This window comes from Nonomuraea sp. NPDC004354 (genome assembly GCF_053602555.1).
In genome coordinates, this window is record NZ_JBSGDV010000003.1 from 442,792 (window position 1) to 465,528 (window position 22,737).

A 22,737-nucleotide genomic window follows, 5' to 3' on the forward strand; every position below is an offset into this window, starting at 1 on the left:
CACCCGGACCGCCCTCCCCCGCCTCGCCCTCCCCTGGGCTGGCCTTCGCCGGGTCGATACCCTCTGGCATGCTGCGGGGCTGGGCAGCCGGTGTGCGGGGAACGCCGGGGGCGCTCTACAAGACGGGCAGGCTGCCCGTCGCCTCCTGTCCGGAGCCGCCGCTCGTCTCGGGTGGGATTCCGCGCGCGAAGGAGTACCTGGGCGCGATCATGACCTGCCTGAACCGGGGCTGGTCAGCGCACTTCACCAAGGCGAAGCTGCCTTTCCGGCAGCCGAAGGTCCGCTACGTCGACGCGCCCACCGAGCGGATCTGCGGTGTGCGGTGGCCGGGCGGGGCCGCGGCGTTCTACTGCACCGGCCAGGCCACCCTCGTCTTCCCCCTCGAAGGACAGTGGATCGAGGGACGCACCGACCTGTACCCGCTGAAGGTCGCCGCGCACGAGTACGGTCACCACGTCCAGCAGCAGGCAGGCATCAGGGCCGCCTACGAGAAGCTGGTGCGCGCCCGCACGGGCGACCAGGCGGAGCTGGGCCGCCGCTACGAGTTGCAGGCCGACTGCCTGGCCGGGGTCTTCGCGGGCAGCGTCTGGCGCTCGCTCGGCCGCTCGGCGGAGCACTGGACGGCGCTGCTCGACGCGGTCAAAGCCAGTGGGGACGAGCCGGACGGGCGGCGCAGCCACGGGTCGGGGTCCAGCCGCGTGTCGTGGCTCAAGCGGGGCTACGCGGCGGTGTCGCCGTCGGCGTGCGACACATGGTCGGCACCGGCGTCGAAGGTGTCCTGAGGCACCCGCGCCCCTCAACACCACCTGACGGCCTGCTCAGGCGTGTTCCGAGGCCGCCCGTCCGCCTGGATCCGTCCGGGGTGGCCGCAGGTGGAATCCCGTGTGCGGGCTGGGGGACGGCGTAGCGGCGGGGACCGGAGTCCCGCTGGAGTATGCGTGATGGACGGGCGGGCACCGGTGACCACGGTGGCCTGGGGACGGCTTGCCGTACGGGATAGGAGCGACACCACCCCACAGCAGATGCGATGGATGCGGCCCTGGAATGGCGCCGCCGCCCGGCGCGGGGTGGTGCGGCGGGCGGCGGTCAGGTCGGGTGGTTCCCCCGAGTTGGGCGCGTTCAGGGTCGCGCCCGCCCGGCCGGTGGCCGGGCTCCCGCCGCCCGCGGCCCGGCGGATGGCCGGGTCGCGGGTGCGGGACGTTCGTGCCTGCTTGGCAGGCGACTACTTGGCCAGCAGCGACCGCAGCACGTACTGCATGATGCCGCCGTGCCGGTAGTAGTCGGCCTCGCCCGGCGTGTCGATGCGGACCACCGCGTCGAACTCGACGTCGCCCGCCTTCACGTGGACGGTGCCGGGGATGGTGCCCTGGTTGAGCTCCTCGACGCCGGTGATGTCGAAGGTCTCCTCGCCGGTCAGCCCCAGCGAGGCGGCGCTCTGCCCCTCGGGGAACTGCAGCGGCAGGACGCCCATGCCGATCAGGTTGGAGCGGTGGATGCGCTCGTAGGACTCGGCGATGACGGCCTTGACGCCCAGCAGCGCCGTGCCCTTGGCCGCCCAGTCGCGCGAGGAGCCGGAGCCGTACTCCTTGCCCGCCAGGACGACCAGCGGCGTGCCGGCCGCGGCGTAGTTGACCGAGGCGTCGTAGATGAACGACACGGGCCCGTCGGGCTGGGTGAAGTCGCGGGTGTAGCCGCCTTCGGTGCCCGGCGCGATCTGGTTGCGCAGGCGGATGTTGGCGAACGTGCCGCGGATCATCACCTCGTGGTTGCCGCGCCGCGAGCCGTAGGAGTTGAAGTCCTTGACCTCGACGCCGTTGGCCTGCAGGTACTGAGCGGCGGGCGTGCCGACCTTGATGGAGCTGGCGGGCGAGATGTGGTCGGTGGTGACGGAGTCGCCGACCTTGACCAGGACGCGGGCGCCGGCGATGTCGGTGACGGGCTCCGGCTTCTCCGGCATGCCGTCGAAGTAGGGGGCCTTGCGCACGTAGGTGGAGGCGGGGTCCCACTCGAAGGTGTCGCCGGTCGGGATCGGCAGCGACTGCCAGGTCTCGTCGCCCTTGAAGACGTCGGCGTAGTCGCGCTCGAACATCTCGCGGCCGATGGAGGAGCTGACGACCTCGGCGACCTCGTCGGGCGAGGGCCAGATGTCCTTGAGGAACACCGGCTGCCCGTCGGCGCCCTCGCCGAGCGGCTCGGTGTCGAGGTCGATGTCCATCGTGCCGGCCAGCGCGTAGGCGACCACCAGCGGCGGCGAGGCCAGGTAGTTCATCTTGACGTCGGGGTTGATGCGGCCCTCGAAGTTGCGGTTGCCGGACAGGACCGCGGTGACGGCCAGGTCGTTCTCCTGGATGGCGGCCGAGATCTCCTCGGGCAGCGGGCCCGAGTTGCCGATGCAGGTGGTGCAGCCGTAGCCGACCAGGTTGAACCCGATCTTGTCCAGGTACGGCTGGAGCCCCGAACGCTCGAAGTAGCCGGTGACGACCTGGGAGCCGGGCGCCAGCGACGTCTTGACCCACGGCTTGCGGGTCAGGCCCTTCTCCACCGCGTTGCGCGCCAGCAGGGCGGCGCCCAGCATGACGTAGGGGTTGGAGGTGTTGGTGCACGAGGTGATCGCGGCGATGGTGACCACGCCGTGGTCGATCTCGAAGCTGGTGCCGTCGGCCAGGGTGACGGGCACCTTCTTGTGCGGCCGCTCGCCGTTGAGCGCGGGCGTGTGCGGCTGGTCGCGGTCGCCGTCGTGGTCGACGGCGGGCGCGTCGGAGGCGGGGAAGGACTCGGCCCCGGCCTCGTCGATCGGCCCGAAGTCCTCCTCGGCGGCGTAGTCCTTGACGGCGGCGCGCCAGGCCCGCTTGGCGTCGTTGAGCGCGATGCGGTCCTGCGGGCGCTTGGGGCCGGCGATCGACGGGACGACGGTGGCCAGGTCGAGCTCGATGTACTCGGAGAAGACCGGCTCGGGCGCCGACGGGTCGAGCCAGAGTCCCTGCTCCTTGGCGTACGCCTCGACGAGGGCGACCTGCTCCTCGGAGCGGCCGGTCAGGCGCAGGTAGTCGACGGTCTGGCCGTCGATCGGGAAGATCGCGCAGGTGGAGCCGAACTCGGGGCTCATGTTGCCGATCGTGGCCCGGTTGGCCAGCGGCACCGAGGAGACGCCCTCGCCGTAGAACTCGACGAACTTGCCGACCACGCCGTGCTTGCGCAGCATCTCGGTGATGGTCAGCACCAGGTCGGTGGCGGTCGCGCCGGCCGGGAGCTTGCCCGTCAGCTTGAAGCCGACCACGCGCGGGATCAACATCGAGATGGGCTGGCCGAGCATCGCGGCCTCGGCCTCGATGCCGCCGACGCCCCAGCCGAGCACGCCGATGCCGTTCTCCATCGTGGTGTGGGAGTCGGTGCCGACGCAGGTGTCGGGGTAGGCCTTGCCGTCGCGGATCATGACGACGCGGGCCAGGTGCTCGATGTTGACCTGGTGGACGATGCCGGTGCCGGGCGGCACCACCTTGAACTCGTCGAAGGCCGTCTGGCCCCAGCGCAGGAACTGGTAGCGCTCGCGGTTGCGCTCGTACTCCCGCTCCACGTTGCGCTGGAAGGCGTCGGGGTGGCCGAAGTAGTCGACGATGACCGAGTGGTCGATGACCATCTCGGCGGGCGCCAGCGGGTTGATGCGGGCGGGGTCGCCGCCGAGGTCGCGTACGGCCTCGCGCATGGTGGCCAGGTCGACCACGCACGGCACACCGGTGAAGTCCTGCATGATGACGCGGGCGGGGGTGAACTGGATCTCGACGCTAGGGGCGGCGTTCGGGTCCCACTGGCCCAGTGCGCGGATGTGGTCGGCGGTGATGTTGGCGCCGTCCTCGGTGCGCAGGAGGTTCTCCAGCAGGATCTTCAGGCTGTACGGGAGGCGGGCAGCGCCCTCGACTGCATCCAGCCGGAAGATCTCGTAAGACGCGTCGCCGACGCGTAGCGTGTCACGGCTGCCGAAGCTGTTCGCGGACACGGTGATTCGCCTCCTCGTTAGACAAGTTCTCCGTCACAGATCCTGCCGCACTTCAGCACCTGTCACGACGTTAGGTCACCCTAACTCGCAGGTGGCGGCAGGTCTCTCGACGTCAAGATATCTCGGCAAGTATCTCGACATCAAGTTACCGGCTAGTAGGCAAGTCTCCAGTACAGCAGGCCGATAATCGCGACAGAAAGTACCGGCGCGAGAATCTTCTGCTCGAACTTCTTCCCGGTCTTGATGCCGATCTTCCAAGGCAGCATGAACTTGTAGGCCATCGGCCACAGCACCGGGCAGCCGCGTTCGGTCATGCAGTCGCCCACCACGTGGATGAGACAGCCGAGCGCGACCGCCAGGCCCAGCCAGGCGTAGCCCACCTCCAGCGATCTGAAGACCACGTACAGGCCGGCGGTCAGGCCGATGTTGACCATCGCCGAGCCCAGCTTGTTGCCGGGGATGCCGATGCCTATCGCGCGTAATGCCAGCCCGACGAGCAGCACCACCACGACGTCCCTGCCGATCGGGTAGCTGCCGGCCAGCCAGTGCGTCCCGAACCCGGCCGCCACCGCGAAGGCCAGGGAGTGCGTCGCCCCCCTGTGCCCGCCCGCCAGCCATGAGACCCCCTTGCTGAGCAGCCAGGTGACGGGCCCGAAGGTCTGCGCGATCGTGGCGCTCGGGTGGTCGAGGTCGGGCAGCATCGCCGCGCCCGCGCACACCAGCGCTCCCGCGATGATCTCGGCGGGGGTCAGCGCGCCCGCCATGATGCCGGTCTCGATGAACCTGCTCGACTCGTTCAGCAGCGGGAGCATGGCCAGCGGGGGCGCGAGGCCCAGCCAGGCGGCGGCTCCCGACATCGCGTGCGTGTGCCCCATCATGTCAAGATCACGCTACGTCATCGTACGGCAAAGCGCGCACCAAGCCCTCGTATGGGCGTTCCGCCACGCCCGCCGGACATCCGCACGCGAGCGGCGCCCGGTTCCAGGAGCGCAGGGGGCTGCGGCCCGGACGACAGGGCCCGCAAACGAAGACGAGGCCGTTACCGCGGCGACAGCACCCCCCAGCCCTGCCGACGCGGAACGACCTCGTCTGCTCTAGTTAACGGCCTCCATCCCCATGCATGTTCCCGATTTCCGCGACTTTTTCGTGATCTAGCTCACTCTGTCGCCCATCTCAGGATTGATCGCGAAAGATCGGTTGCTATCGACACGTTACCGATATATCGTCGAAGCATCGAGAACGATCGAAGGTCGATCGTGAACAAGAAGGAGAAGACACATGACTTCCGCACAGGCGGCGAGCGGCGGCCAGTGGGCCGACGCCAGGGAGATGAAGCGAGCCGCGCGCGAGGCGTTCCGGACGATGGCCGAGGCGTGGCAGCAGCACGGCGGGCATCACCACCACAGGCGCGGCCCCCAGCCCGAGGGCGGCCCGCACGATCACAGGCAGCGCGGCAGGGGCCGGCCGGGGCCGTTCCCCTTCGACTTCGGCAGAGGCCCGTGGGGCGGCCCCGGGGGGCCCTTCGGCCGCCACGGGTTCGGCGGCAGGGGACGCAAGGCCAAGCGGGGCGACGTCCGCGCCGCGATCCTCGCGCTGCTCGCCGAGGAGCCGCGCAACGGCTACCAGATCATCCAGGAGATCGCCGAGCGCAGCGAAGGCGGCTGGAAGCCCAGCCCCGGCGCCGTCTACCCGGCGCTGCAGCAGCTCACCGACGAGGGCCTGGTCGTCTCGGAGGAGAGCGAGGGCCGCAAGACCTTCCGCCTCACCGAGGCCGGCCGCGCCTACATCACCGAGCACGCCGACGAGGTGCGGGCGCCCTGGGACGAGATGCGTCCCGACATCGACGACAACTCGGCCGAACTGATGGACATCGCCAAGCAGTCGGCGTTCGCGATGATGCAGATCCTGCACAGCGGCACCGAGGCGCAGGTCCGCGAGGCCCGCAAGGCGCTCATCGAGACGCGCCGCAAGCTCTACCAGATCCTGGCCGACGGCGACCCCGAGGAGGAGTGACCCCCGGCATGCCCGGCACCCCCCGCGGCACGCCATCCGCCCTCCCCGAGAGTGCCCGGATGGCTACCCGACCCGCTACCCCATGGGTGCCCGGATCGTGTACCCGACCCGCTTCCCCATGGGTACCCGGATGGCGTACCCCACCCGCTTTCCCCGTGGGTGCCCGATGGCGTGCCCGACCCTGACGCGGGCGCCGCACGGCGCGCCGCGGCCCCTGACCCGATCACGACAGAGCGCAGGCCGGGAGCCCTGGACGGGGCTCCCGAGAGGAGCCACGCAATGAGCACCGACGACCAACTGCGCATCGGCGACGCCGAGCGCGACGAGACGATGGCGGCGCTGCGCGAGCACTTCGCGCAGGGCCGGCTGACCCGCGAGGAGCTCGACGAGCGGCTCGACCTCGCGCTGTCGGCCCGTACGGCCGGCGACCTGGCCCGCGTCCACGCCGACCTGCCGGGCCCCGACCGCCACTCCCCCACACGGGGCGCCGCCGTCTGGAACGGGCCGGGCGCCTGGCCGGACGTCTGGCGGGAGCGGGCCCCGTGGCCGGAAGCCCGGCGCGGGCAGGACGCGTGGCCGGGCGGCTGGCCGGAGGCCGCCTGGGCGGGAGCGGCCCGGTGGGCCGAGGAGTACGGGCACGGCGGGTCGAGAAGGGCCCGGCACCTGCGGCGCATGCACGCGCACCGGATGCGCCACGCCCACCTGGGGCGCCGCCACCGGGGCCCGGGCCCGCTCGCCCCCGTCCTGCTCGTGGCGCTGGTCATCGGCCTGGCGGTGAGCGGGTTCTCGGTGCTGAAGGTGCTGTTCTTCGTGTGGGTGGCCGCGATGGTGTTCGGGTTCGCGCACCGCCGGTCGCACCTGGCCCGCCTCGGCCGCTGACCCGCGGGCCGGTGACACGCGGCCCAGGGCCAGCCGCTGACCCGCGACACCGGACCGAGGGACGGCCGCAGCAGCCCCGCAGGCCCATGACACCAGCACGAGGCACGGCCGCAGACCCGGGCACCAGGGTGAGGGATGCGGGGCCGTACGGAGGGCTAGGCAGCCCGCGGATCGCTGGGTACCGTCCGAACCATGGCCGAACTCGAGAGTTTTCCCTTCCTGACCGGCCCTCGTGGATGCCCGCACGAGCGCTACGCCCAACGGCGCGACAGCGATCCGCTCGGCCGGGTCAGGCTGCCCAGCGGCGACGTGGTCACGCTGGCCACCAGGTACGACGACGTCGTCGCGGTGCTGAGCGACCCCCGCTTCAGCCGGAACCTGCACTACCCCGGCGCGCCGCGGATGTTCGAGGGCTACAACATCGCCGACTCCCCCGGCAGCCTGATGAACACCGACCCGCCCGAGCACACCAGGCTGCGCAGGCTGCTGTCGGGCACCTTCACCCCGCGCCAGGTCTCCACCTGGCGGCCGCGGCTGCGCGCGCTCACGCACGAGCTGATCGACCGGCTGCCCGCCGGCTTCGACCTCGTCGCCGACCTGGCCTTCCCGCTGCCGGTCCAGATGATCTGCGACGTGATGGGCGTGGCGGGCATCGACACCGAGCGCGTGCGCGGCTGGTCGGACGCGATGCTGTCGACGTCGAGCCTCACCTCGGAGGAGAAGCTCGCGGCGGCCACCGAGTTCTACTACTACGCCGCCGACCTCATCGCCGCCCACCGCGAGGACCCGGGTGACGGCCTGCTCGCCGCGATGATCGAGGCGAGGGACGAAGGCGACCGGCTGAGCCAGGACGAGCTCGTCCGGATGACCGTGGGGCTCTTCCTGGCCGGGCACGAGACGACGGGCTCCGTGCTGGCCAGGTCGATGCTCAGGCTGCTCGATCCGCGGGAGAGCTACGAGCGGCTCGTCGCCGCGCCCGAGCTGATCCCCACGGCCGTCGAGGAGCTGCTGCGGCTGGAGACGCCGGGCGAGGGCACGATGATCAGAGTGGCCACCGAGGACATCGAGCTGCCCTCGGGCACGGTCGGCAAGGGGGAAGGGATCATCGCCGCCTTCGTCGGCGCGAACAACGACCCGTCCGTCTTCCCCGAGCCGCGCACCATGGTCCTGGACAGGAAGGGGCCGCAGCACATCACGTTCGGCCGCGGCGCGCACTTCTGCCTCGGCGCGAACCTGGCCAGGATGGAGCTGCAGGAGATCCTGGGCGTGCTGGTCGACCGGCTGCCGGGGCTGACGCTCACCGAACCCGCCGACACCCTGCCGTGGACCACGGGGAACCTGGTCCACCGCCCCGTGCGGCTGCCCGTCCGCAAGACCGGCGGGACCTGACGGGGCAGGCGCGGCGGGCCTGCGGCGATCCCCTCTCCGCGGACGCCGTCAGCCGCGCCGTACGCCCGGGGTCCTCCGCCTGCCGTACCCCGGAGATACCGCCAACCAGGTGCGGAGACGGTGGAGAACTCGAGCACCCGCTCCCCCGGGCGGGCGTCGAGCGCGCGCCAGGTGGTCGAGCAGCGGCCGGTAGTGCCCGGGAGCCGGGCCGACCTGCGAGAAAAGGCCGACCGCGGGCAGTACGCCGCTAGGTGAGCAGCGCCAGCGTCCGCTCCACCAGTCCCTCGGGCGCGGTCTTCGGCGAGCCCGCATTGAAAGGCGGCTGCGGGTCGTACTCGATGGCCAGCTGTACGGCCTGCGCGGTCTCCACGTCGATGGCGCCGGCCAGCAGGGTGAGCGCCATGTCGATCCCGGCCGACACGCCCGCCGCTGTCACGATCTTGCCCTGCGTGACCACCCGCTCGCTCACCGGCTCGGCGCCGTACTGGGCCAGCATGTCGAGGATGGCCCAGTGCGTGGTGGCCTTCGTGCCCCGCAGCAGCCCCGCGGCGCCCAGCAGGAGCGATCCGCTGCAGACCGACGTCGTCCACCGGGTGTGGGCGTGCGCTTCGGCGATCCAGTCGACGAGGGCCTGGTCGTGCAGCGCGTCGAAGGTCCCCGCGCCGCCGGGCACGATGACCACGTCGGGACGGGGAAGGTCGGCGTAGCCCGCCGTGGCCTGCAGGGTGAGGCTGCCGCGGTCGTCGGTGACGGGGCCCGGCTCGGCGGCGACGAACGTGACGGTGCAACCGGGCGCGAAGGCCATCACGGTGTAGGGGCCGACGGCGTCGAGCGCGGTGAAGCGCCGGTAGAGCGGGATGGCGACCTGCATGGTCAGTGCTCCTTCTTCTGGAAGCGGCGACGGTAGTCGCCGGGTGAGATCCGCCAATGGCGGTGGAAGACGCGATGGAGGGTCTCCGGTGTGCCCAGCCCCGCCTCCCTGGCCACCCGCTCGAGCGGGTGGTCGGTGAGCTCCAGCAGCCGCCGCGCGGCGTCGACCCTGCTGCGCTCGACGTACCGGCCGGGTGACAGGCCGGCCTGCGCGGTGAAGACGCGGGAGAAGTGCCGCTCGCTCATCCCCGCGTGGCGGGCCAGGGCGGGCACGCTCAGGTCGCCTGCGGGATTGGCGTCGATGTACGTCTGGAGCTCGCGCAACGGCTCGCTGCGCGGAGTCAGCGCGCTCATCGGCGTGCTGAACTGGCTCTGCCCGCCGGGCCGTTGCAGGTAGACCACCAGCCCGCAGGCCACGTCCCTGGCCAGGGCGTGCCCGTGGTCCTCGGCCACCAGCGCGAGCGCGAGGTCGATGCCCGCCGTCACGCCCGCCGAGGTCCACACGGTGCCGTCCTTGATGTAGATCGGATCGGCGTCCACCTCGACCAGCGGGTACCTGGCGCGCAGAGCGTCGGCGGCCAGCCAGTGGGTGGTCGCCCGCCTGCCGTCCAGCAGGCCCGCCTCGGCCAGGAGCAGCGCGCCGCCGCACACCGAGGTGACCCTGCGCGCCATCCCGGCCAGGCGCGTGATGCCGTCGATCAGCTCCCGGTCCGGCAGGAGGTCCAAGGTGGTCAGCCCGCCGGCGACCACCAGCGTGTCGACCGGCCCGCCGACGTCCGCCAGCGGGGTCCGCACGACCGTCGCGACCCCGTTGAGGGCGGCCACGTCGCCGGCGCGGACGGCGGTCACCTCCACCTGGTAACCGCCTTCGCCGGCCAGCATGCCCGCCAGAGCGAACACGTCGGCGGGACCGGCCATGTCGAGCAGTTGGAACCCCTCGAAGACCACGATCACGACGCGCCGCTGCATGCTTTTCATGCTGGTCAGCGTCACACGATGGCGTCAATGACAGGAAGATTGCATATCCTGCCACGCCCGCCCGAGGTCGAGGCCCAGGTGCCCGTGCCCGCCCCTGCCGGCGGTCCTGAACATCCCGCCGCCACCTGGGCCGACGAAGGCGGCCGGGCGGAACTCGTGCCGCTGCCCGGCCACCGGGTCACGGCCCTTGAAGGTCGTGGCGAACAGCACCGTGTCCTGGGTGTCGGAGTGGCGGGCGATCCGGCCCCGGCCAGGACGCCCTCTCGCGCACCGCGTCCTGCGGGTCGGCGTGCTCGCTGATGACGTACGGCCGGTCGGCGTCCAGGGGGCGTGCCGTACGGAAGGGCAGGACCCACCCCTTCGAGGGCCCGCTTCTCGCAGGACACGGGTCGCCGTGCACGGTCGGGGCCCGTGCCGGGCGGCGAACGGCGGGTGCACGCACAGCCAGCCTGGGCGATATGTCCGAATTTATACCGATTAGCGGGGGTTTGGGAAAAATGGCCATTCACCCCCGTTATAACGGCCCAAATCGGGCTATATCGACTGATAGATCTTTAAGTAGAGCAATAGCAACGTTAATGTACAGCAAAATGGGGTGATGTCCCGTTTGTCTGGCATGCGGCCCGGCAATCAAGAGAATGCAGGGATGGTCGCTCGTGACCATAGAGAACATTTCAACCACCCTGAATTCGTCATTCACGGGCAGTCAATCCTTTCAGGAGGAAACCCAATGACCAGCTTCAAGCGAGTCATCGCAGGCCTCGCACTCACCACCGCCGTGAGCGGCGGCTTCGTCGCCGTCGGCGCCACCACCACCGCGGCATCCGCCGCCACCACTGCTTCGGCCGTCACGACGGGCTGGGGCGGCTGGGGCTGCGGTGGCTTCCGTCGCTGCGGCTTCAGGGGCTGGGGCGGCTGGGGCGGCGGCTGGGGCCGTCGCTGCCACAACCGGGGCGGCCACGGCCGTCTCAGGATCAACATCAACAACCACGTCAACACCAACAACACGAACACCAACAACAACAACAACGAGGCCGAGGTCGAGCGCGACAGGCACTGGGACGGTGCGAACACCTGAGTCCTGACCTGATGGCGCGGGCCGGCTTCGCCGGCCCGCGCTCACGCGAGCCGAACGCGAACCGCAAGGGGTTTATCACCGCTCAATAAATTGAACCGTCAGAACGACAGAGTTTTTTCGCGGATCGATTATTCAACGCTTTCCGATGACGGCGGGTCGATCCGATTCCCGTGAAGTGCGGCGCGGGTTCGTCGCGGTACGACCGATGAATTGTCCCAGTGATTCGTCGGGCCGCGACGAACCCGCGTGCTTTGTATTGAACCCGGCACCGACGCGCCCACATTCGAAAGCACAGCCCCTGCGGGCACCGATTGACGAGCCCCCAGGGCGGGAGGCGACCAGATCTACTTCCGCAAAGGCCGCCTCGTGACCGCCTGGGCGCGGGTCCGCGACCGCATCACCGCCCGCGACACCCGCGGTCTGGCCGACCTCGTGATCATCCTGCCCGACGCCGGGCGCGCCGAGGTCGCCCGGCACCTGCCGGACCTGCGCACGGACCTGCGTGAGGCCGCCGCCCGCCGGGCGAGGGAGCGCCGGTCGCTCGGCCTGGGCGGCGCCGGGAGAGTCTGGACTCCTCGTTGATCTCTAGTCTCGTACTTCAGCGATCTTCAGTTCGGCTGGAGAGGCTCTGCGGGGCCCGGTGGAACTCGACGCCGACGAAGTGACCTTCGGTGAAGCCGAGGCGCACGCCATCGCAGTGGGCGAACGGCGTCCCCCATGTGTCGTGCGAGGCATCCGGCAAACACGCCACCAACGCCAGCTCGATCGCCCCTCCGTGCCCGATCAGCAGAGCCGACCCGCCCTCGGGGACACCAGCCACCGTGTCCGCCCAGATCGCGCGATGGGTCTGGGCCACCGCCGCCGCGGCATGACCCTTCCGGATGACGTCCGCGAGTCGCCTGTACGGCTGCGCCCAGTTCCACTGGGCATGCCGGGGGATCTCTCCGGATACGTAGCCCGACGGCATCTCCATGGTGTCGTCGACGGCGAAACCCATCGCGACGGCGGTCTCGACCGCCCGAGGGACCGAACTGGTGACGACGCGCTCGTACGGGCCGGCTCCGGAACCGATGAAACGGGCCAGGGCGATGCCTTCAGCCGACAGATGGGACCCCCGGCCACGCATCGCGCCCTTCTTGGTCAGGCTGTGCCGGCGCACGTCCAGCCAACGCATGGGGCGTCCTCCTTCACAAGGGCGGTGTGGTGGGCAGGCAGAACACCCGCGACCACCGCGATCATCCAGCAAACGACAATCATGCGGTGGCCGCCAACCACCGCATCACCACCGCATCACCACCGCGGCCGTAACCCGGCACGCCAGCGGGATCGCCGCGCGGCTGGAGTGCTAGCCCATCTCCTCCAGCTTGCGGCCCCGCGTCTCCTTGATCCACCTGGTGACGAAGACGAACGACAGCGCCGCGAAGCACGCGTACATGACGTAGGTGAGCGGCAGGTTCCACTCCGCCAGGCTGGGGAACGTCACGGTGATCGCCCAGTTGGCCAGCCACTGGGCGGCCGCGGCGACCGACAGGGCGACGGCGCGGATGCGGTTGGGGAACATCTCGCCCAGCAGGACCCACACCACCACACCCCATGACAGGGCGAAGAACAGCACGAACGTGTGGGCCGCGATCAGCGCGACGGCGCCCTGTGGGTCGGGCATCGTGACCGTCTGGCCGACGTACTTGGCGGCGCTGAACGCCCACGCGGCGGTGCCCAGCGAGATCGCCATGCCGGCCGAGCCGATCAGCAGCAACGGCTTGCGGCCGAGCTTGTCGACCAGGGCGATGGCGATGAACGTGCCGATGATGTTGATCACCGAGCTGGAGAAGCTGATCAGCAGCGAGTTGCTCTGGGTGACGCCGACCGACTGCCACAGCACGGAGGAGTAGTAGAAGATCACGTTGATGCCGACGAACTGCTGGAAGACCGACAGCACGATGCCGATCCACACGATCGGCAGCAGCCCCAGCGCGGGGCCGCGCAGGTCGCGCAGGTGCGTGCGTTCCTCCGTCCGCAGCACGCTGCGGATCTCCTCCAGCCGGGTGTCCAGGTCGGCGCTCTCTCCCTCGACCTCGGCCAGCACCCGCTTGGCCGCCTCGGTACGGCCGACGGCGACCAGGAAGCGCGGCGATTCGGGGATCACCGAGGCGAACAGCAGGTACAGCAGGGCCGGCACGACGCACGCGCCGAGCATCCACTGCCAGGCCTGCAGACCCCACAGCTCGTTGTTGACGTTGCCGCCGGCCAGGCGCGCGATCATGTAGTTGACCAGCTGGGAGACCGCGATGCCGAGCACGATGGCCAGCTGCTGGAAGGAGCCCAGCCGGCCGCGGTAGGCGGGCGGGGCCACCTCGGCGATGTAGGCGGGGCCGATCACGGAGGCCATGCCGATGGCCACGCCGGCGAGCACCCGCCAGAAGGCCAGGTCCCAGAGGGCGAAGGGCAGCATCTGGCCGATCGAGCTGACCGCGAACAGTCCCGCGGCCAGCTGCATGGTCCTGACGCGCCCCCACCGGTCGGCCACCCCGCCGGCCAGCCACGCGCCCGCCGCCGACCCCAGCAGGGCGATGGCCACGACGAAGCCCGTCTCGACCGCGCCCACCTGGAAGTGGTGCCGGATTCCGGTGACCGCGCCGTTGATCACCGAGCTGTCGTAGCCGAACAGGAAGCCGCCGATGGCGGCGGCCGCCGTGATGAAGACGACATGACCGATGTTTTCCTGTCGTACATGCTCAGAGCGCACCATGTCGCGCCCACTACCCACGGTCGCGCCCACTACCCACGACAGGCCTGGCTACGGCTCCGCCCTGGGTCGAGATCCGGCGATCACAACCGCGGGTCGACCGGCTCCGACTCCATCGCCAGCACGGCGAAGACAGGCTCGTGCACCCGCCACAGTGAGTCGCCGTCGGCCAGCCGGGCCAGCGCCTCCAATCCGAGGGCGTGCTCGCGCAGCGCCATGGAGCGCTTCTTGCCGAGGAAGCGGCGGCGCAGCGTGTCGAGCGACTCGGTGTAGTCGGGCCCGTAGATGATCCGCAGGTACTCGCGCCCGCGCACCTTCACACCCGGCTGGACGCGGCCCTCGGGGTGGACGGCGGGCTTGACGACCATGCCCTCGCCCCCCTCGGCCGTCAGCGCCAGCCACCACTCCACCGCCCGCTCCCGCGACTCGGCGGAGGTCAGGTCGACGAACAGGTGCCGGGTGGGCGTGATGATCGGGTCGTCGAGGAGGGCGAGCCGCTCCAGGTGCCAGGCGTGCGGCTCGAGCGCGGTGTTGCGCCCCTCGGCCGCCAGGATCTGGAACGGCGCCAGCCGTATCCCCTCGAGTCCGTCGACCGGCCAGCAGTAGCGCGCATAGGCGTCGCGAAAACGGGCAGCGTTGTCCTCGCGACGCCGGGTGCGGGCCAACAACTCGCCCACATCCAGCCCGCGCTCGGCCGCCGCGTTCAGGGCGCCGACCGCTGCCGGCAGCGCGGCCCGCGCGGCCGCGCCCACGGAGGCGTACTGCGTGCGGATCAGCTCCCCGGCCTTGGCCGACCACGGCAGCAGCTCGCAGTCGAGCACCACCCAGTCGGAGCCGAGCGCGCTCCACAGCGGCTCGCACGCCCGACGCAGCCTGTCGACCAGCGGCGCCAGGTCGTCGAAGAACGGCCGGCCGGTGCGGGTGTAGACCACGCCGGTGGTGCCGTCGCTCACGCCGAACCGCTCGGCCGCGACCTCGGCGGTCCTGGCCAGGACCGCGACCGCCCGCGAGCCCATGTGCTTCTCCTCGCACACGACCTCGCGCACCCCGTGGGCGGCGAACTCCTCGAACGCCTCGTGCGGGTGCTCCAGGTAGCCGTCCAGGCGGGAGGTCTCCGGCGGGGCCATCGTCGGCGGCAGGTAGACCAGCCAGCGCGGGTCGACGGCGAAGCGGCTCATCACCTCCAGGGCGGCCGCCGCGTTCTCCTCCATGATCTTGACCTTGGCGCCGAAGCGCGTCTCGACGTACCGGGTGCCCCGCACGTCGTCGATGTCGAGGGTGACGGCGTCGCGGTGGCCGGGGGCGCCGAGCGGCTTGACCGGCTCGTACCAGACGGTCTCCGCCGGCACCGAGACGATCTCGCGCGAGGGGTAGCGCAGCGCGGTCAGCCGGCCGCCGAACACGCAGCCGGTGTCGAGGCAGATCGTGTTGTTGATCCACTCGGGCCTGGTCGTGGGGGTGTGGCCGTAGACGACCATGGCGCGGCCCCGGTACTGCTGCGCCCACGGGTAGCGCACGGGCAGGCCGTACTCGTCGGTCTCGCCGGTGGTGTCGCCGTACAGCGCGAAGGAGCGGACCCTGCCGGAGGCGCGGCCGTGGTAGGCCTCCTTCAACCCGGCGTGCGCGACCACCAGGCGGCCCTCGTCGAGCTGGTAGTGGCTGATGAGCCCGTCAAGGAACGCGCTCGCCTCGCGGGTGAACTCCTCGCTCTCGGCGGCGAACTGCTCGAGCGAGCGCTCCAGGCCGTGGGCCACCCGCACCTTGCGGCCCTTGAGCGCCTTGACCAGCTTGTCCTCGTGGTTGCCCCGCACGCAGAGGGCGGTGCCGGCCGCGACCATGCCCATGACCAGGCGGACCACGCCGGGCGAGTCGGGGCCGCGGTCGACGAGGTCGCCGACGAACACCGCGGTGCGGCCCTCAGGATGCGTGGCGCCCACCGCCTTGCCGTCGACGCGGGTCAGCTCCCAGCCCAGCTCGGTGAGCAGCGACTCCAGCTCGGCCCGGCAGCCGTGGACGTCGCCGATGAGGTCGAAGGGCCCCGTGAGGTCCTTCCTGTCGCTCCAGGCCCTGTCGTAGGCGATCGTGGCGTTGTCGATCTCGTCCACGCCGCGCAGCACGTGGACCTTGCGGAAGCCGTCCCGGTGGATCGCGCCGAGCGAGCGGCGCAGGTCCTTGCGCTGCCTCAGCACCACACCGGCGCCGAAGTCGCGGTCGGGACGGGACGCGTTGCGCTCGATCGCCACCTCCTCCGGCACGTCGAGCACGATCGCGTCGCACAGCACGTCGTGCTTCCTGGCCAGCGCGATGAGGTTCTGGCGGGCGCCGTACTGCACGCTGGTGGCGTCGACCACGGTCAGCAGGCCGCGCGAGAGCCGGGTCGCGACGATGTGGTCGAGCAGCTCGAAGGCGGCGTGGGTGGCGCTCTGGTCGTTCTCGTCGTCGGAGACCAGGCCGCGGCAGAAGTCGGAGGAGATGACCTGGGTGGGCTTGAAGTGGCGGGCGGCGAACGTCGACTTCCCGCTGCCCGAGACGCCGACGAGCACCACGAGGGACAGCTCGGGGATGCGGATCTCAGTGCTCACGGGTGAAGACTCCCATCTGGGTCGGCGCGCCCCTGACGGGGTCCTCGTCGCCGACGGGCTTGAAGCCGACGGTGTAGCGGTGTTCCCTTGCCACGCGGGTGGCCCAGTCCTGGAACTCGGCGCGGGTCCACTCGAAGCGGTGGTCGGGGTGGCGCAGCCCGGTCAGGAACTCGTAGTTGACGTTGTACTCGGAATTGGGCGTGGTGACGATCACGTGCCGGGGCGCGGCCTGGCCGAACACCACCCGCTCCAGCGCCGCCAGCCGGGGCGGGTCGACGTGCTCGATCACCTCCATCAGCACGGCGGCGTCGTATCCGGCGAAGCGCGGGTCGGTGTAGGTGAGCGCGCCCTGGAACAGGGTGAGCCTGGCCCGCTTGGCGTCGGGCATCCGGTCGAGCTTGAGCTTGCGCGCGGCGATGGCCAGCGCGAGCGTCGAGACGTCCACGCCGGTGACCCTGGCGAACCTCGGCAGCGCCAGCAGCGCGCCGACCAGCTGGCCGGAGCCGCAGCCCAGGTCGATGACGGAGGCGGCGCCCAGTTCCTCCAGCGTCCTGACGACCTCCTCGCGCCGCCGCGTGTTCAGCGGGACGGCCTTGTCCTCCAGCGGTCCGCCCTTGTCCTCCTCGATGCGCGGCTCGAGCGCCTCCTCGGTCTCGTCGCCCAGCTCGGCGAGCCTGGCGAAGGCCGTACGCTCCAGGGCTCTGCGCCGTCCGAGGTAGCGGCGGGTGATCAGGGTCCGCTCGGGATGCGGCGCCAGCCAGCCCTCGCCCGCGCGGATCAGCTTGTCGACCTCGTCGGGCGCGATCCAGTAGTGCTTGCCGTCGTCGAGCACCGGCAGCAGCACGTAGAGGTGGTTGAGCGCGTCGGCCAGCCGTAGCCGCCCGCGCAGCCGCAGCCGCACGTACCGGGACTCGCCCCACGCGGGAAAGGCCTCGTCCAGCGGGACGGCCTGCGCCTCGGTCACCCAGCCGAGCGGCTCGAACAGCCTGCGCGCCAGGTCGGGGCCGCCCCTGCAGGGCAGCGCCGGCAGTGTGATCTCCAGCGGCAGCGGCGCCGCCGCCAGCTCGGGCCTGGCGTTGCAGCGCCCGCTCCGCGCGGTGCGGAAGACGTCGCCGATCGCCACCGCCATGAGGGAGGAGGCCGCGTACGGCCGGTCGTTGACGTACTGCGACAGGCTGAAGTCGGGCGACGTGCGGCCCTTGGAGCGGACCAGCGCGACGGGGTCGACGTCGAGCAGCAGCGCCGCGGTGCACCGCTCCTCGCCCGCCTCCGGGTAGAACACCGTGGCCGTCCCGAAGGACTGGGCGAACTCCTGCACCCTGTCGGGATGCTTGTGCAGGAGAAAGCCCAGGTCGGTGGCCGGTGCGGCGGTGGTCGAGATCGTCAGCAGCACGGCTCAAGTGTGCCGTAGCCCGGTTTGTCATGCCATCGCATATCCCGGTGGGACCCGTCCCGGGATGTCGCCGGGACGGGCCGCGTCACACGTGGGGCAGTACCTCAGCCGCGATCAGCTCCAGGTGCTCCAGGTCGGACAGGTCCAGGACCTGCAGGTAGATCCGCTCGGCGCCGGCCTCGGCGAAACGGCCGATCTTGTCGAGCACCTCGGCGGGAGTGCCCGCCAGGCCCTCCTGGCGCAGCCGGGCCGGGGTGTTGCCGATGGCCGCCGCCCGCCGCTCCACCTCGGCCTCGTCGGCGCCGACGCAGACGGTCTGCGCGGCCGAGTAGGTCATCGGACGTTCGGCCAGCAGCCGGACCCGCTCGAATGCCGCCCTCGTCTCCTCCACGGAGTGGAAGGGCACGTTGTACTCGTCGGCGAACCTGGCCGCCATGCGCGGGGTCCGCTTGGCCCCGATCCCGCCGATGATGATCGGCGGGCCGGGACGCTGGGCGGGCTTGGGCAGCGCGGGCGAGTCGGCCACGCGGTAGTAGGCGCCCTCGAAGGAGTAGCCCTCCTCGGCCGTCCACAGCCCCGTGATGATCTCCAACTGCTCCTCCCACCTGGCGAACCGCTCGCCGAGCGGCGGGAAGGGGATGCCGTAGGCGGTGTGCTCGCCGTCGAACCAGCCGGTGCCGAAGCCCAGTTCCACCCTGCCGCCGCTCATCTGGTCGACCTGGGCGACGCTGATGGCCAGCGGGCCCGGCAGGCGGAAGGTCGCGGGCGTCACCAGCGTGCCCAGCCTGATCGCCGAAGTCTCCCTCGCCAGCCCCGCCAGGGTGATCCACGCGTCGGTCGAGCCGGGGCCGGGGTCGCCGGGCCCGATGCGCTGGTAGTGGTCGGAGCGGAAGAACGCGTCGAACCCGAGCCGCTCGGTGGCCTTCGCCACGGCCAGCAGATCGTCATAGGTGGCACCCTGCTGGGGTTCGGTGAAGATCCTTAGCTTCATGCGGCCATTATCAGGTCACCCCGGCGCCGCCCCTGCTAGCGTTCACCATCGGTCATCGGCATGACACGGTAGGTGAGCATGGCGCGTCACAGAGAGCCGGGCACCCCGCCGCGCGCCCTCGTGGTGCTGGCCGGGCTCGTCCTGGTGGGGGTGACCGGCGTGGCGGTCTGGTTCCTGCCCGCCCAGGCCACGCCCGAGTGGCCCTCACCCCTCACCGCCGCGAGCCCGCCGGCCGCGGCCTTCCCCTCGACCACGGCGACGCCCTCGGCGAGCGCCGCCGCGAGTCCTTCCGGCTATGTCGCCTTCGTCGACACCGCCGAGAACCCGCGCTTCGACCCGGCCGAGGCCGCCCGCCGTACCGGGGTGCGGTGGTTCCTGCTGGGCCGGGTGACGGCGGGACCGAGCGGCTGCGCGCCCCGGTGGGGCGGCACGCTCGAGCCCGGCCTCGATCTCGTCGCCAACCGGATCCCGTCGCTGCGCGCGGCCGGCGGCCAGGCCGGTCTCGCCTTCGGCGGGCCCGCGGGCACGGAGCTGGCCGGCGCCTGCGTCGCCCAGGACGCGCTCACCTCCGCCTACCGCAGGATGATCGGCGCCTTCGGCGCCTCGTTCGTGGAGTTCGACGTCCGCGACGGCGGCGACCTGCCGGCCGTACGGCGCAGGGCCCGCGCGCTGGCCGACCTGCAACGCGACCAGGACCTCGCGGTCATCTACAGCCTGCCGCTGGGCCCGGCCGGCCTCGCGCCGTCCGACGTGGAGATGCTCCGCCAGACCAGGGCCGCGGGGGCGGAGCTGGGCACGGTCAACCTGCTGGCCCCGATCGAGCCGCTCACCGCTCCGGAGGGCCGCATGCGGCGCCTGGCCGCCGCCGTGCGGGCCGCGCACGGCCAGGTGCGCGAGGCGCTCAGGATCGACGAGGCGACGGCGTGGGGGCGGATCGCGCTCACCGCCGTGCTGGCCGGCTCCGGCGACCTCGGCCTGCTCGACGCCCGCAAGCTGTCGTTGTACGCCACCCGCCACCACCTGGCCTGGCTGTCGGCCCGTGGCGCCCCGCCGTCCGCGGCCGTCGTCAGGGCGCTGCGCGGCCCGCGCGGCTGAGCCAGGCGGGCATCCGTCGATGGAGCCCATGGCAAATACCCCGACGCCGTCATCTGTTCGACACCCGGCGGTAAAGGTATGGTTCCCATCCATTGATTTCCTTCCTCCGTTCCCCCTTGGAAGGAAAGATCCATGTCCCACGGCCACTCTCGCCGCCGGTTCCTCACGGTCGGCGCCGGCGTCCTGGCGAGCTCGCTGCTGCCGCCTTCGGTACACCGCGCGATGGCGATGCCGGTGCCGGCAGGCGGCCTGTCCGCCATCAAGCACGTCGTGTTCCTGATGCAGGAGAACCGCTCGTTCGACCACTACTTCGGGACGCTGCGCGGGGTGCGCGGATACGGCGACCGCAACGCCGTCAGGCTGCCGGACGGCAAGCCGGTCTTCGAGCAGCCCTCGGCGTCCGGCCGGGTGCTTCCCTTCTCGGTCCGCGAGGCGGCCGGCCTGGTCGGCAAGGACCTGCAGTGGATCTCGGATCTGGCCCACGGCTGGAACGACGGCCAGGCCGCGGCGGCCAAGGGCTGGCACAACGGCTGGATCCCGGCCAAGTCACCGGCCACGATGGCCTACTACGAGCGCCAGGACATCCCGCTCCAGTACGAGCTGGCCGACACCTTCACCCTCTGCGACCACTACTTCTGCTCGGTGCTCTCCTCCACCAGCCCGAACCGCAACTACCACGTCAGCGGGCACACCGGCTTCGAGCCGGGCACAACCAAGCGGGCCATCGACAACTCCGCCTACAGCGAGAACACCCACGCCGGCTACACCTGGTCCAACGCCGGGGAGATCCTGGAGGCCGCCGGCCGGTCCTGGCAGGTCTACCACGAGTGGGACAACTACCAGGACAACAACCTGGAGTTCTTCGCCCGCTTCCGGCAGATCGCCCGCAAGGCGCTGCTCGGCGACCACAAGAGCATGGACTCCTTCTACGACGCGGTCCAGTCGGCCGCCCCGGCCAAGCGGGAGCAGCTGCTGGCCCGCCTGGAGGAGGGAGTGGCGCAGCTGACGCCGCAGGAGCGCTCGCTGTTCGACCGCGCGCTGCGCCGCGTGCCGTCCAAGACGCTGGCCCAGACCTTCCGCGCCGACGTCGAGGCGGGCAGGCTGCCGGAGGTGAGCTACATCGTGCCGTCGGCGGCCGACTCCGAGCACCCCTCGGCCTCGTCCCCCGCCCAGAGCGCGCGGATCACCTACGACATCCTCGACGCGATCGCCTCCACCCCCGAGGTGTGGCAGTCGACCGCGCTGTTCATCACCTACGACGAGAACGACGGCTTCTTCGACCACATGCCGCCGCCGCTGCCGCCCGCCGAGCTGACCGACGAGTTCTACAACGGCAACCCGATCGGGCTGGGCATCCGGGTCCCCATGACGGTCGTCTCGCCGTGGACCGTCGGCGGCTACACCTGCTCGCAGATCTTCGACCACTCCTCGACCGTGCGGTTCCTGGAGACGTGGCTGGGCGTGCGCTTCCCCGACGTCTCCCCCTGGCGGCGCACCGTCTCCGGCGACCTGACCTCGGCCTTCGACTTCGCCTCCGCCGGTCCCCGGCCGACCCCGACCGCGCCCGCCCAGGTCCCGGCCTTCACCGGCCGCTGGCGCCCGGCTCCCCCGGCCGAGCAGCGCATGCCGGTGCAGGAGCCCGGGGTCCGTCCCGCGCGGCCGCTGCCGTACCAGATCAACGCCTGGGCCCGGCTGCTGGGCGGCGACCTGGAGCTGACCCTGGCCAACGCCGGCAGCGACAGCGCGCACCTGACGCTCTACCCCTACGCCGGCGAGTTCGAGCGCCCGCTCCACCTCGACGTGCTCGGCGTCGCCACCCGGACCGTCGCGGTCAAGGACCGCTACGACCTGGTCCTGACCGGGCCGAACGGCTTCCGCCGGGAGTTCGCCGGCGAGCTCGGCGGCCGGGCCGCGCGCGTGCAGGTGCAGCAGGTGATCGATGTCGATCCGCGCAAGGTCCGCATCGAGATCACCAACCTCGGCGACCACCGCGTGACCCTCACGGTGCGGGCCAACGCCTACGGCACCAAGGAGCAGGCGGTGCCGTTGCGACCGGGTCAGTACCGCCAGGTCGTCTGGCCCGTCGAGGAGTCCCACGGCTGGTACGACGTGCAGATCAGCTGCGCGGAGGACCCCTCCTACGCTCGCCGCCTGATGGGCCACGTCGAGAACGGCCGCGCCAGCGTCACCGGCTGACGCCCTGAACGCGGGCGGACGCCCGGCCGGGGCATCCCGGCCGGGCGTCCGCTGCCGTGCCGCCGGTCAGGTCAGCACAGGTTCGCGCCGTCGAACGAGCGGACGCCGCGGGGCACCTGCGTGCTGATGGTCTGCCCCGGGCGCACGCTGCGGCACGGGCCGTCCGTGCCCCGAGCCCAGACGATCTTCAGGTTCAGCGTGGAGCGGCAGTCGTTGCGCGCGTAGCCGGTCTTGGTGATGCGCCCGACGTGCTCCCAGACGGTGACGCAGGACGGCGCGTTGCCGGACGGGACGGCCGCGGCCGCCGGACCGGGAAGGCACAGCAGGCCGGCGGTGAGCAGGGTGGACGCGGCGAGGGCGATGAGGCGCATGGTCGCGGATCCTTTCGTGGAGAACCTGACCATCCGTTATTACACGACCACCCTCCGTCAGGTCAGCCTCTTTACCGAGGGAACGCGCGCCTCGCGTGCCACCCGTACCACGGGGGAGCCACCTTCCACGTTTCCCGCCCGACCAGCGCCTCATGGAAGGTG

At 71.2% G+C, this 22,737-nt stretch carries 18 protein-coding genes; 8 read left to right on the forward strand and 10 right to left on the reverse strand.

The window, feature by feature from the left end:
• Positions 1 to 68: 68 nt before the first annotated feature.
• Positions 69 to 782 carry a neutral zinc metallopeptidase gene (locus tag ACWENQ_RS12770; RefSeq protein ID WP_452414200.1) on the forward strand — a complete coding sequence of 238 codons (714 nt, stop codon included), beginning with the start codon at positions 69 to 71 and terminating at the stop codon, positions 780 to 782.
• A 440-nt stretch (positions 783 to 1,222) separates the two neighbouring features.
• Here ACWENQ_RS12770 and acnA read toward each other — a convergent pair whose 3' ends face one another.
• Both acnA and ACWENQ_RS12780 read right to left on the reverse strand, forming a co-directional pair.
• Positions 1,223 to 4,000 carry an aconitate hydratase AcnA gene (gene acnA, locus ACWENQ_RS12775; protein WP_452414527.1) on the reverse strand — a complete coding sequence of 926 codons (2,778 nt, stop codon included), beginning with the start codon at positions 3,998 to 4,000 and terminating at the stop codon, positions 1,223 to 1,225.
• A 146-nt stretch (positions 4,001 to 4,146) separates the two neighbouring features.
• Complete coding sequence (locus tag ACWENQ_RS12780) at positions 4,147 to 4,872, reverse strand: metal-dependent hydrolase (RefSeq protein WP_449924375.1); 726 nt, start codon at positions 4,870 to 4,872, stop codon at positions 4,147 to 4,149.
• Positions 4,873 to 5,272: 400 nt separating this feature from the next.
• Here ACWENQ_RS12780 and ACWENQ_RS12785 point away from each other — a divergent pair, with 400 nt between their 5' ends.
• The 3 genes from ACWENQ_RS12785 to ACWENQ_RS12795 all read left to right on the forward strand — a co-directional run bounded on the left by ACWENQ_RS12785 (position 5,273) and on the right by ACWENQ_RS12795 (position 8,275).
• On the forward strand, positions 5,273 to 6,007 hold the full coding sequence (locus ACWENQ_RS12785; RefSeq protein ID WP_449924378.1) for a PadR family transcriptional regulator: 735 nt from the start codon (positions 5,273 to 5,275) through the stop codon (positions 6,005 to 6,007).
• A gap of 279 nt (positions 6,008 to 6,286) precedes the next feature.
• A complete protein-coding gene (locus tag ACWENQ_RS12790; RefSeq protein ID WP_452414202.1) occupies positions 6,287 to 6,886 on the forward strand; it encodes a DUF1707 domain-containing protein in 600 nt (199 codons plus the stop codon).
• A 192-nt stretch (positions 6,887 to 7,078) separates the two neighbouring features.
• Positions 7,079 to 8,275, forward strand: a complete 1,197-nt coding sequence (locus ACWENQ_RS12795; RefSeq protein WP_452414204.1) for a cytochrome P450 — start codon at positions 7,079 to 7,081, stop codon at positions 8,273 to 8,275.
• Positions 8,276 to 8,522: 247 nt separating this feature from the next.
• Here ACWENQ_RS12795 and ACWENQ_RS12800 read toward each other — a convergent pair whose 3' ends face one another.
• Positions 8,523 to 9,146 carry a DJ-1/PfpI family protein gene (locus tag ACWENQ_RS12800; protein WP_449924385.1) on the reverse strand — a complete coding sequence of 208 codons (624 nt, stop codon included), beginning with the start codon at positions 9,144 to 9,146 and terminating at the stop codon, positions 8,523 to 8,525.
• A gap of 2 nt (positions 9,147 to 9,148) precedes the next feature.
• The gene (locus ACWENQ_RS12805; RefSeq protein ID WP_452414206.1) at positions 9,149 to 10,123 is read right to left on the reverse strand and encodes a GlxA family transcriptional regulator; all 975 of its coding nucleotides are present in this window, start codon (positions 10,121 to 10,123) and stop codon (positions 9,149 to 9,151) included.
• 730 nt (positions 10,124 to 10,853) lie between these two features.
• On the opposite strand from ACWENQ_RS12805, the gene ACWENQ_RS12810 reads away from it, so the two are divergent.
• Entirely contained in the window at positions 10,854 to 11,201 is a 348-nt protein-coding gene (locus ACWENQ_RS12810; protein ID WP_449924394.1) for a hypothetical protein, read from the forward strand.
• Between the two features lie 366 nt (positions 11,202 to 11,567).
• Positions 11,568 to 11,783: a hypothetical protein gene (locus ACWENQ_RS12815; protein ID WP_452414207.1), complete on the forward strand. Its 216-nt coding sequence runs from the start codon at positions 11,568 to 11,570 to the stop codon at positions 11,781 to 11,783.
• Between the two features lie 16 nt (positions 11,784 to 11,799).
• On the opposite strand, the gene ACWENQ_RS12820 is transcribed toward ACWENQ_RS12815, so the two are convergent.
• From ACWENQ_RS12820 to ACWENQ_RS12840, 5 genes are all read right to left on the reverse strand, one after another.
• On the reverse strand, positions 11,800 to 12,375 hold the full coding sequence (locus ACWENQ_RS12820) for a histidine phosphatase family protein (protein ID WP_449924399.1): 576 nt from the start codon (positions 12,373 to 12,375) through the stop codon (positions 11,800 to 11,802).
• Positions 12,376 to 12,546: 171 nt separating this feature from the next.
• The gene (locus ACWENQ_RS12825) at positions 12,547 to 13,950 is read right to left on the reverse strand and encodes a sugar porter family MFS transporter (RefSeq protein WP_449924402.1); all 1,404 of its coding nucleotides are present in this window, start codon (positions 13,948 to 13,950) and stop codon (positions 12,547 to 12,549) included.
• A gap of 80 nt (positions 13,951 to 14,030) precedes the next feature.
• Positions 14,031 to 16,529 carry a polynucleotide kinase-phosphatase gene (locus tag ACWENQ_RS12830; protein ID WP_452414209.1) on the reverse strand — a complete coding sequence of 833 codons (2,499 nt, stop codon included), beginning with the start codon at positions 16,527 to 16,529 and terminating at the stop codon, positions 14,031 to 14,033.
• Positions 16,519 to 17,922 carry a 3' terminal RNA ribose 2'-O-methyltransferase Hen1 gene (locus ACWENQ_RS12835; protein ID WP_452414210.1) on the reverse strand — a complete coding sequence of 468 codons (1,404 nt, stop codon included), beginning with the start codon at positions 17,920 to 17,922 and terminating at the stop codon, positions 16,519 to 16,521. The genes ACWENQ_RS12830 and ACWENQ_RS12835 overlap by 11 nt, the downstream gene beginning before the upstream one ends.
• Before the next feature lie 85 nt (positions 17,923 to 18,007).
• Positions 18,008 to 18,913, reverse strand: coding sequence for an LLM class F420-dependent oxidoreductase (locus tag ACWENQ_RS12840; protein ID WP_449924411.1), 906 nt, complete (start codon positions 18,911 to 18,913; stop codon positions 18,008 to 18,010).
• 78 nt (positions 18,914 to 18,991) lie between these two features.
• Here ACWENQ_RS12840 and ACWENQ_RS12845 point away from each other — a divergent pair, with 78 nt between their 5' ends.
• Both ACWENQ_RS12845 and ACWENQ_RS12850 read left to right on the forward strand, forming a co-directional pair.
• A complete protein-coding gene (locus ACWENQ_RS12845) occupies positions 18,992 to 20,008 on the forward strand; it encodes a hypothetical protein (RefSeq protein ID WP_452414212.1) in 1,017 nt (338 codons plus the stop codon).
• 132 nt (positions 20,009 to 20,140) lie between these two features.
• A complete protein-coding gene (locus ACWENQ_RS12850) occupies positions 20,141 to 22,204 on the forward strand; it encodes a phosphocholine-specific phospholipase C (protein ID WP_452414214.1) in 2,064 nt (687 codons plus the stop codon).
• 71 nt (positions 22,205 to 22,275) lie between these two features.
• Here ACWENQ_RS12850 and ACWENQ_RS12855 read toward each other — a convergent pair whose 3' ends face one another.
• Positions 22,276 to 22,575: a hypothetical protein gene (locus ACWENQ_RS12855; protein ID WP_449924419.1), complete on the reverse strand. Its 300-nt coding sequence runs from the start codon at positions 22,573 to 22,575 to the stop codon at positions 22,276 to 22,278.
• Positions 22,576 to 22,737 lie beyond the last annotated feature (162 nt).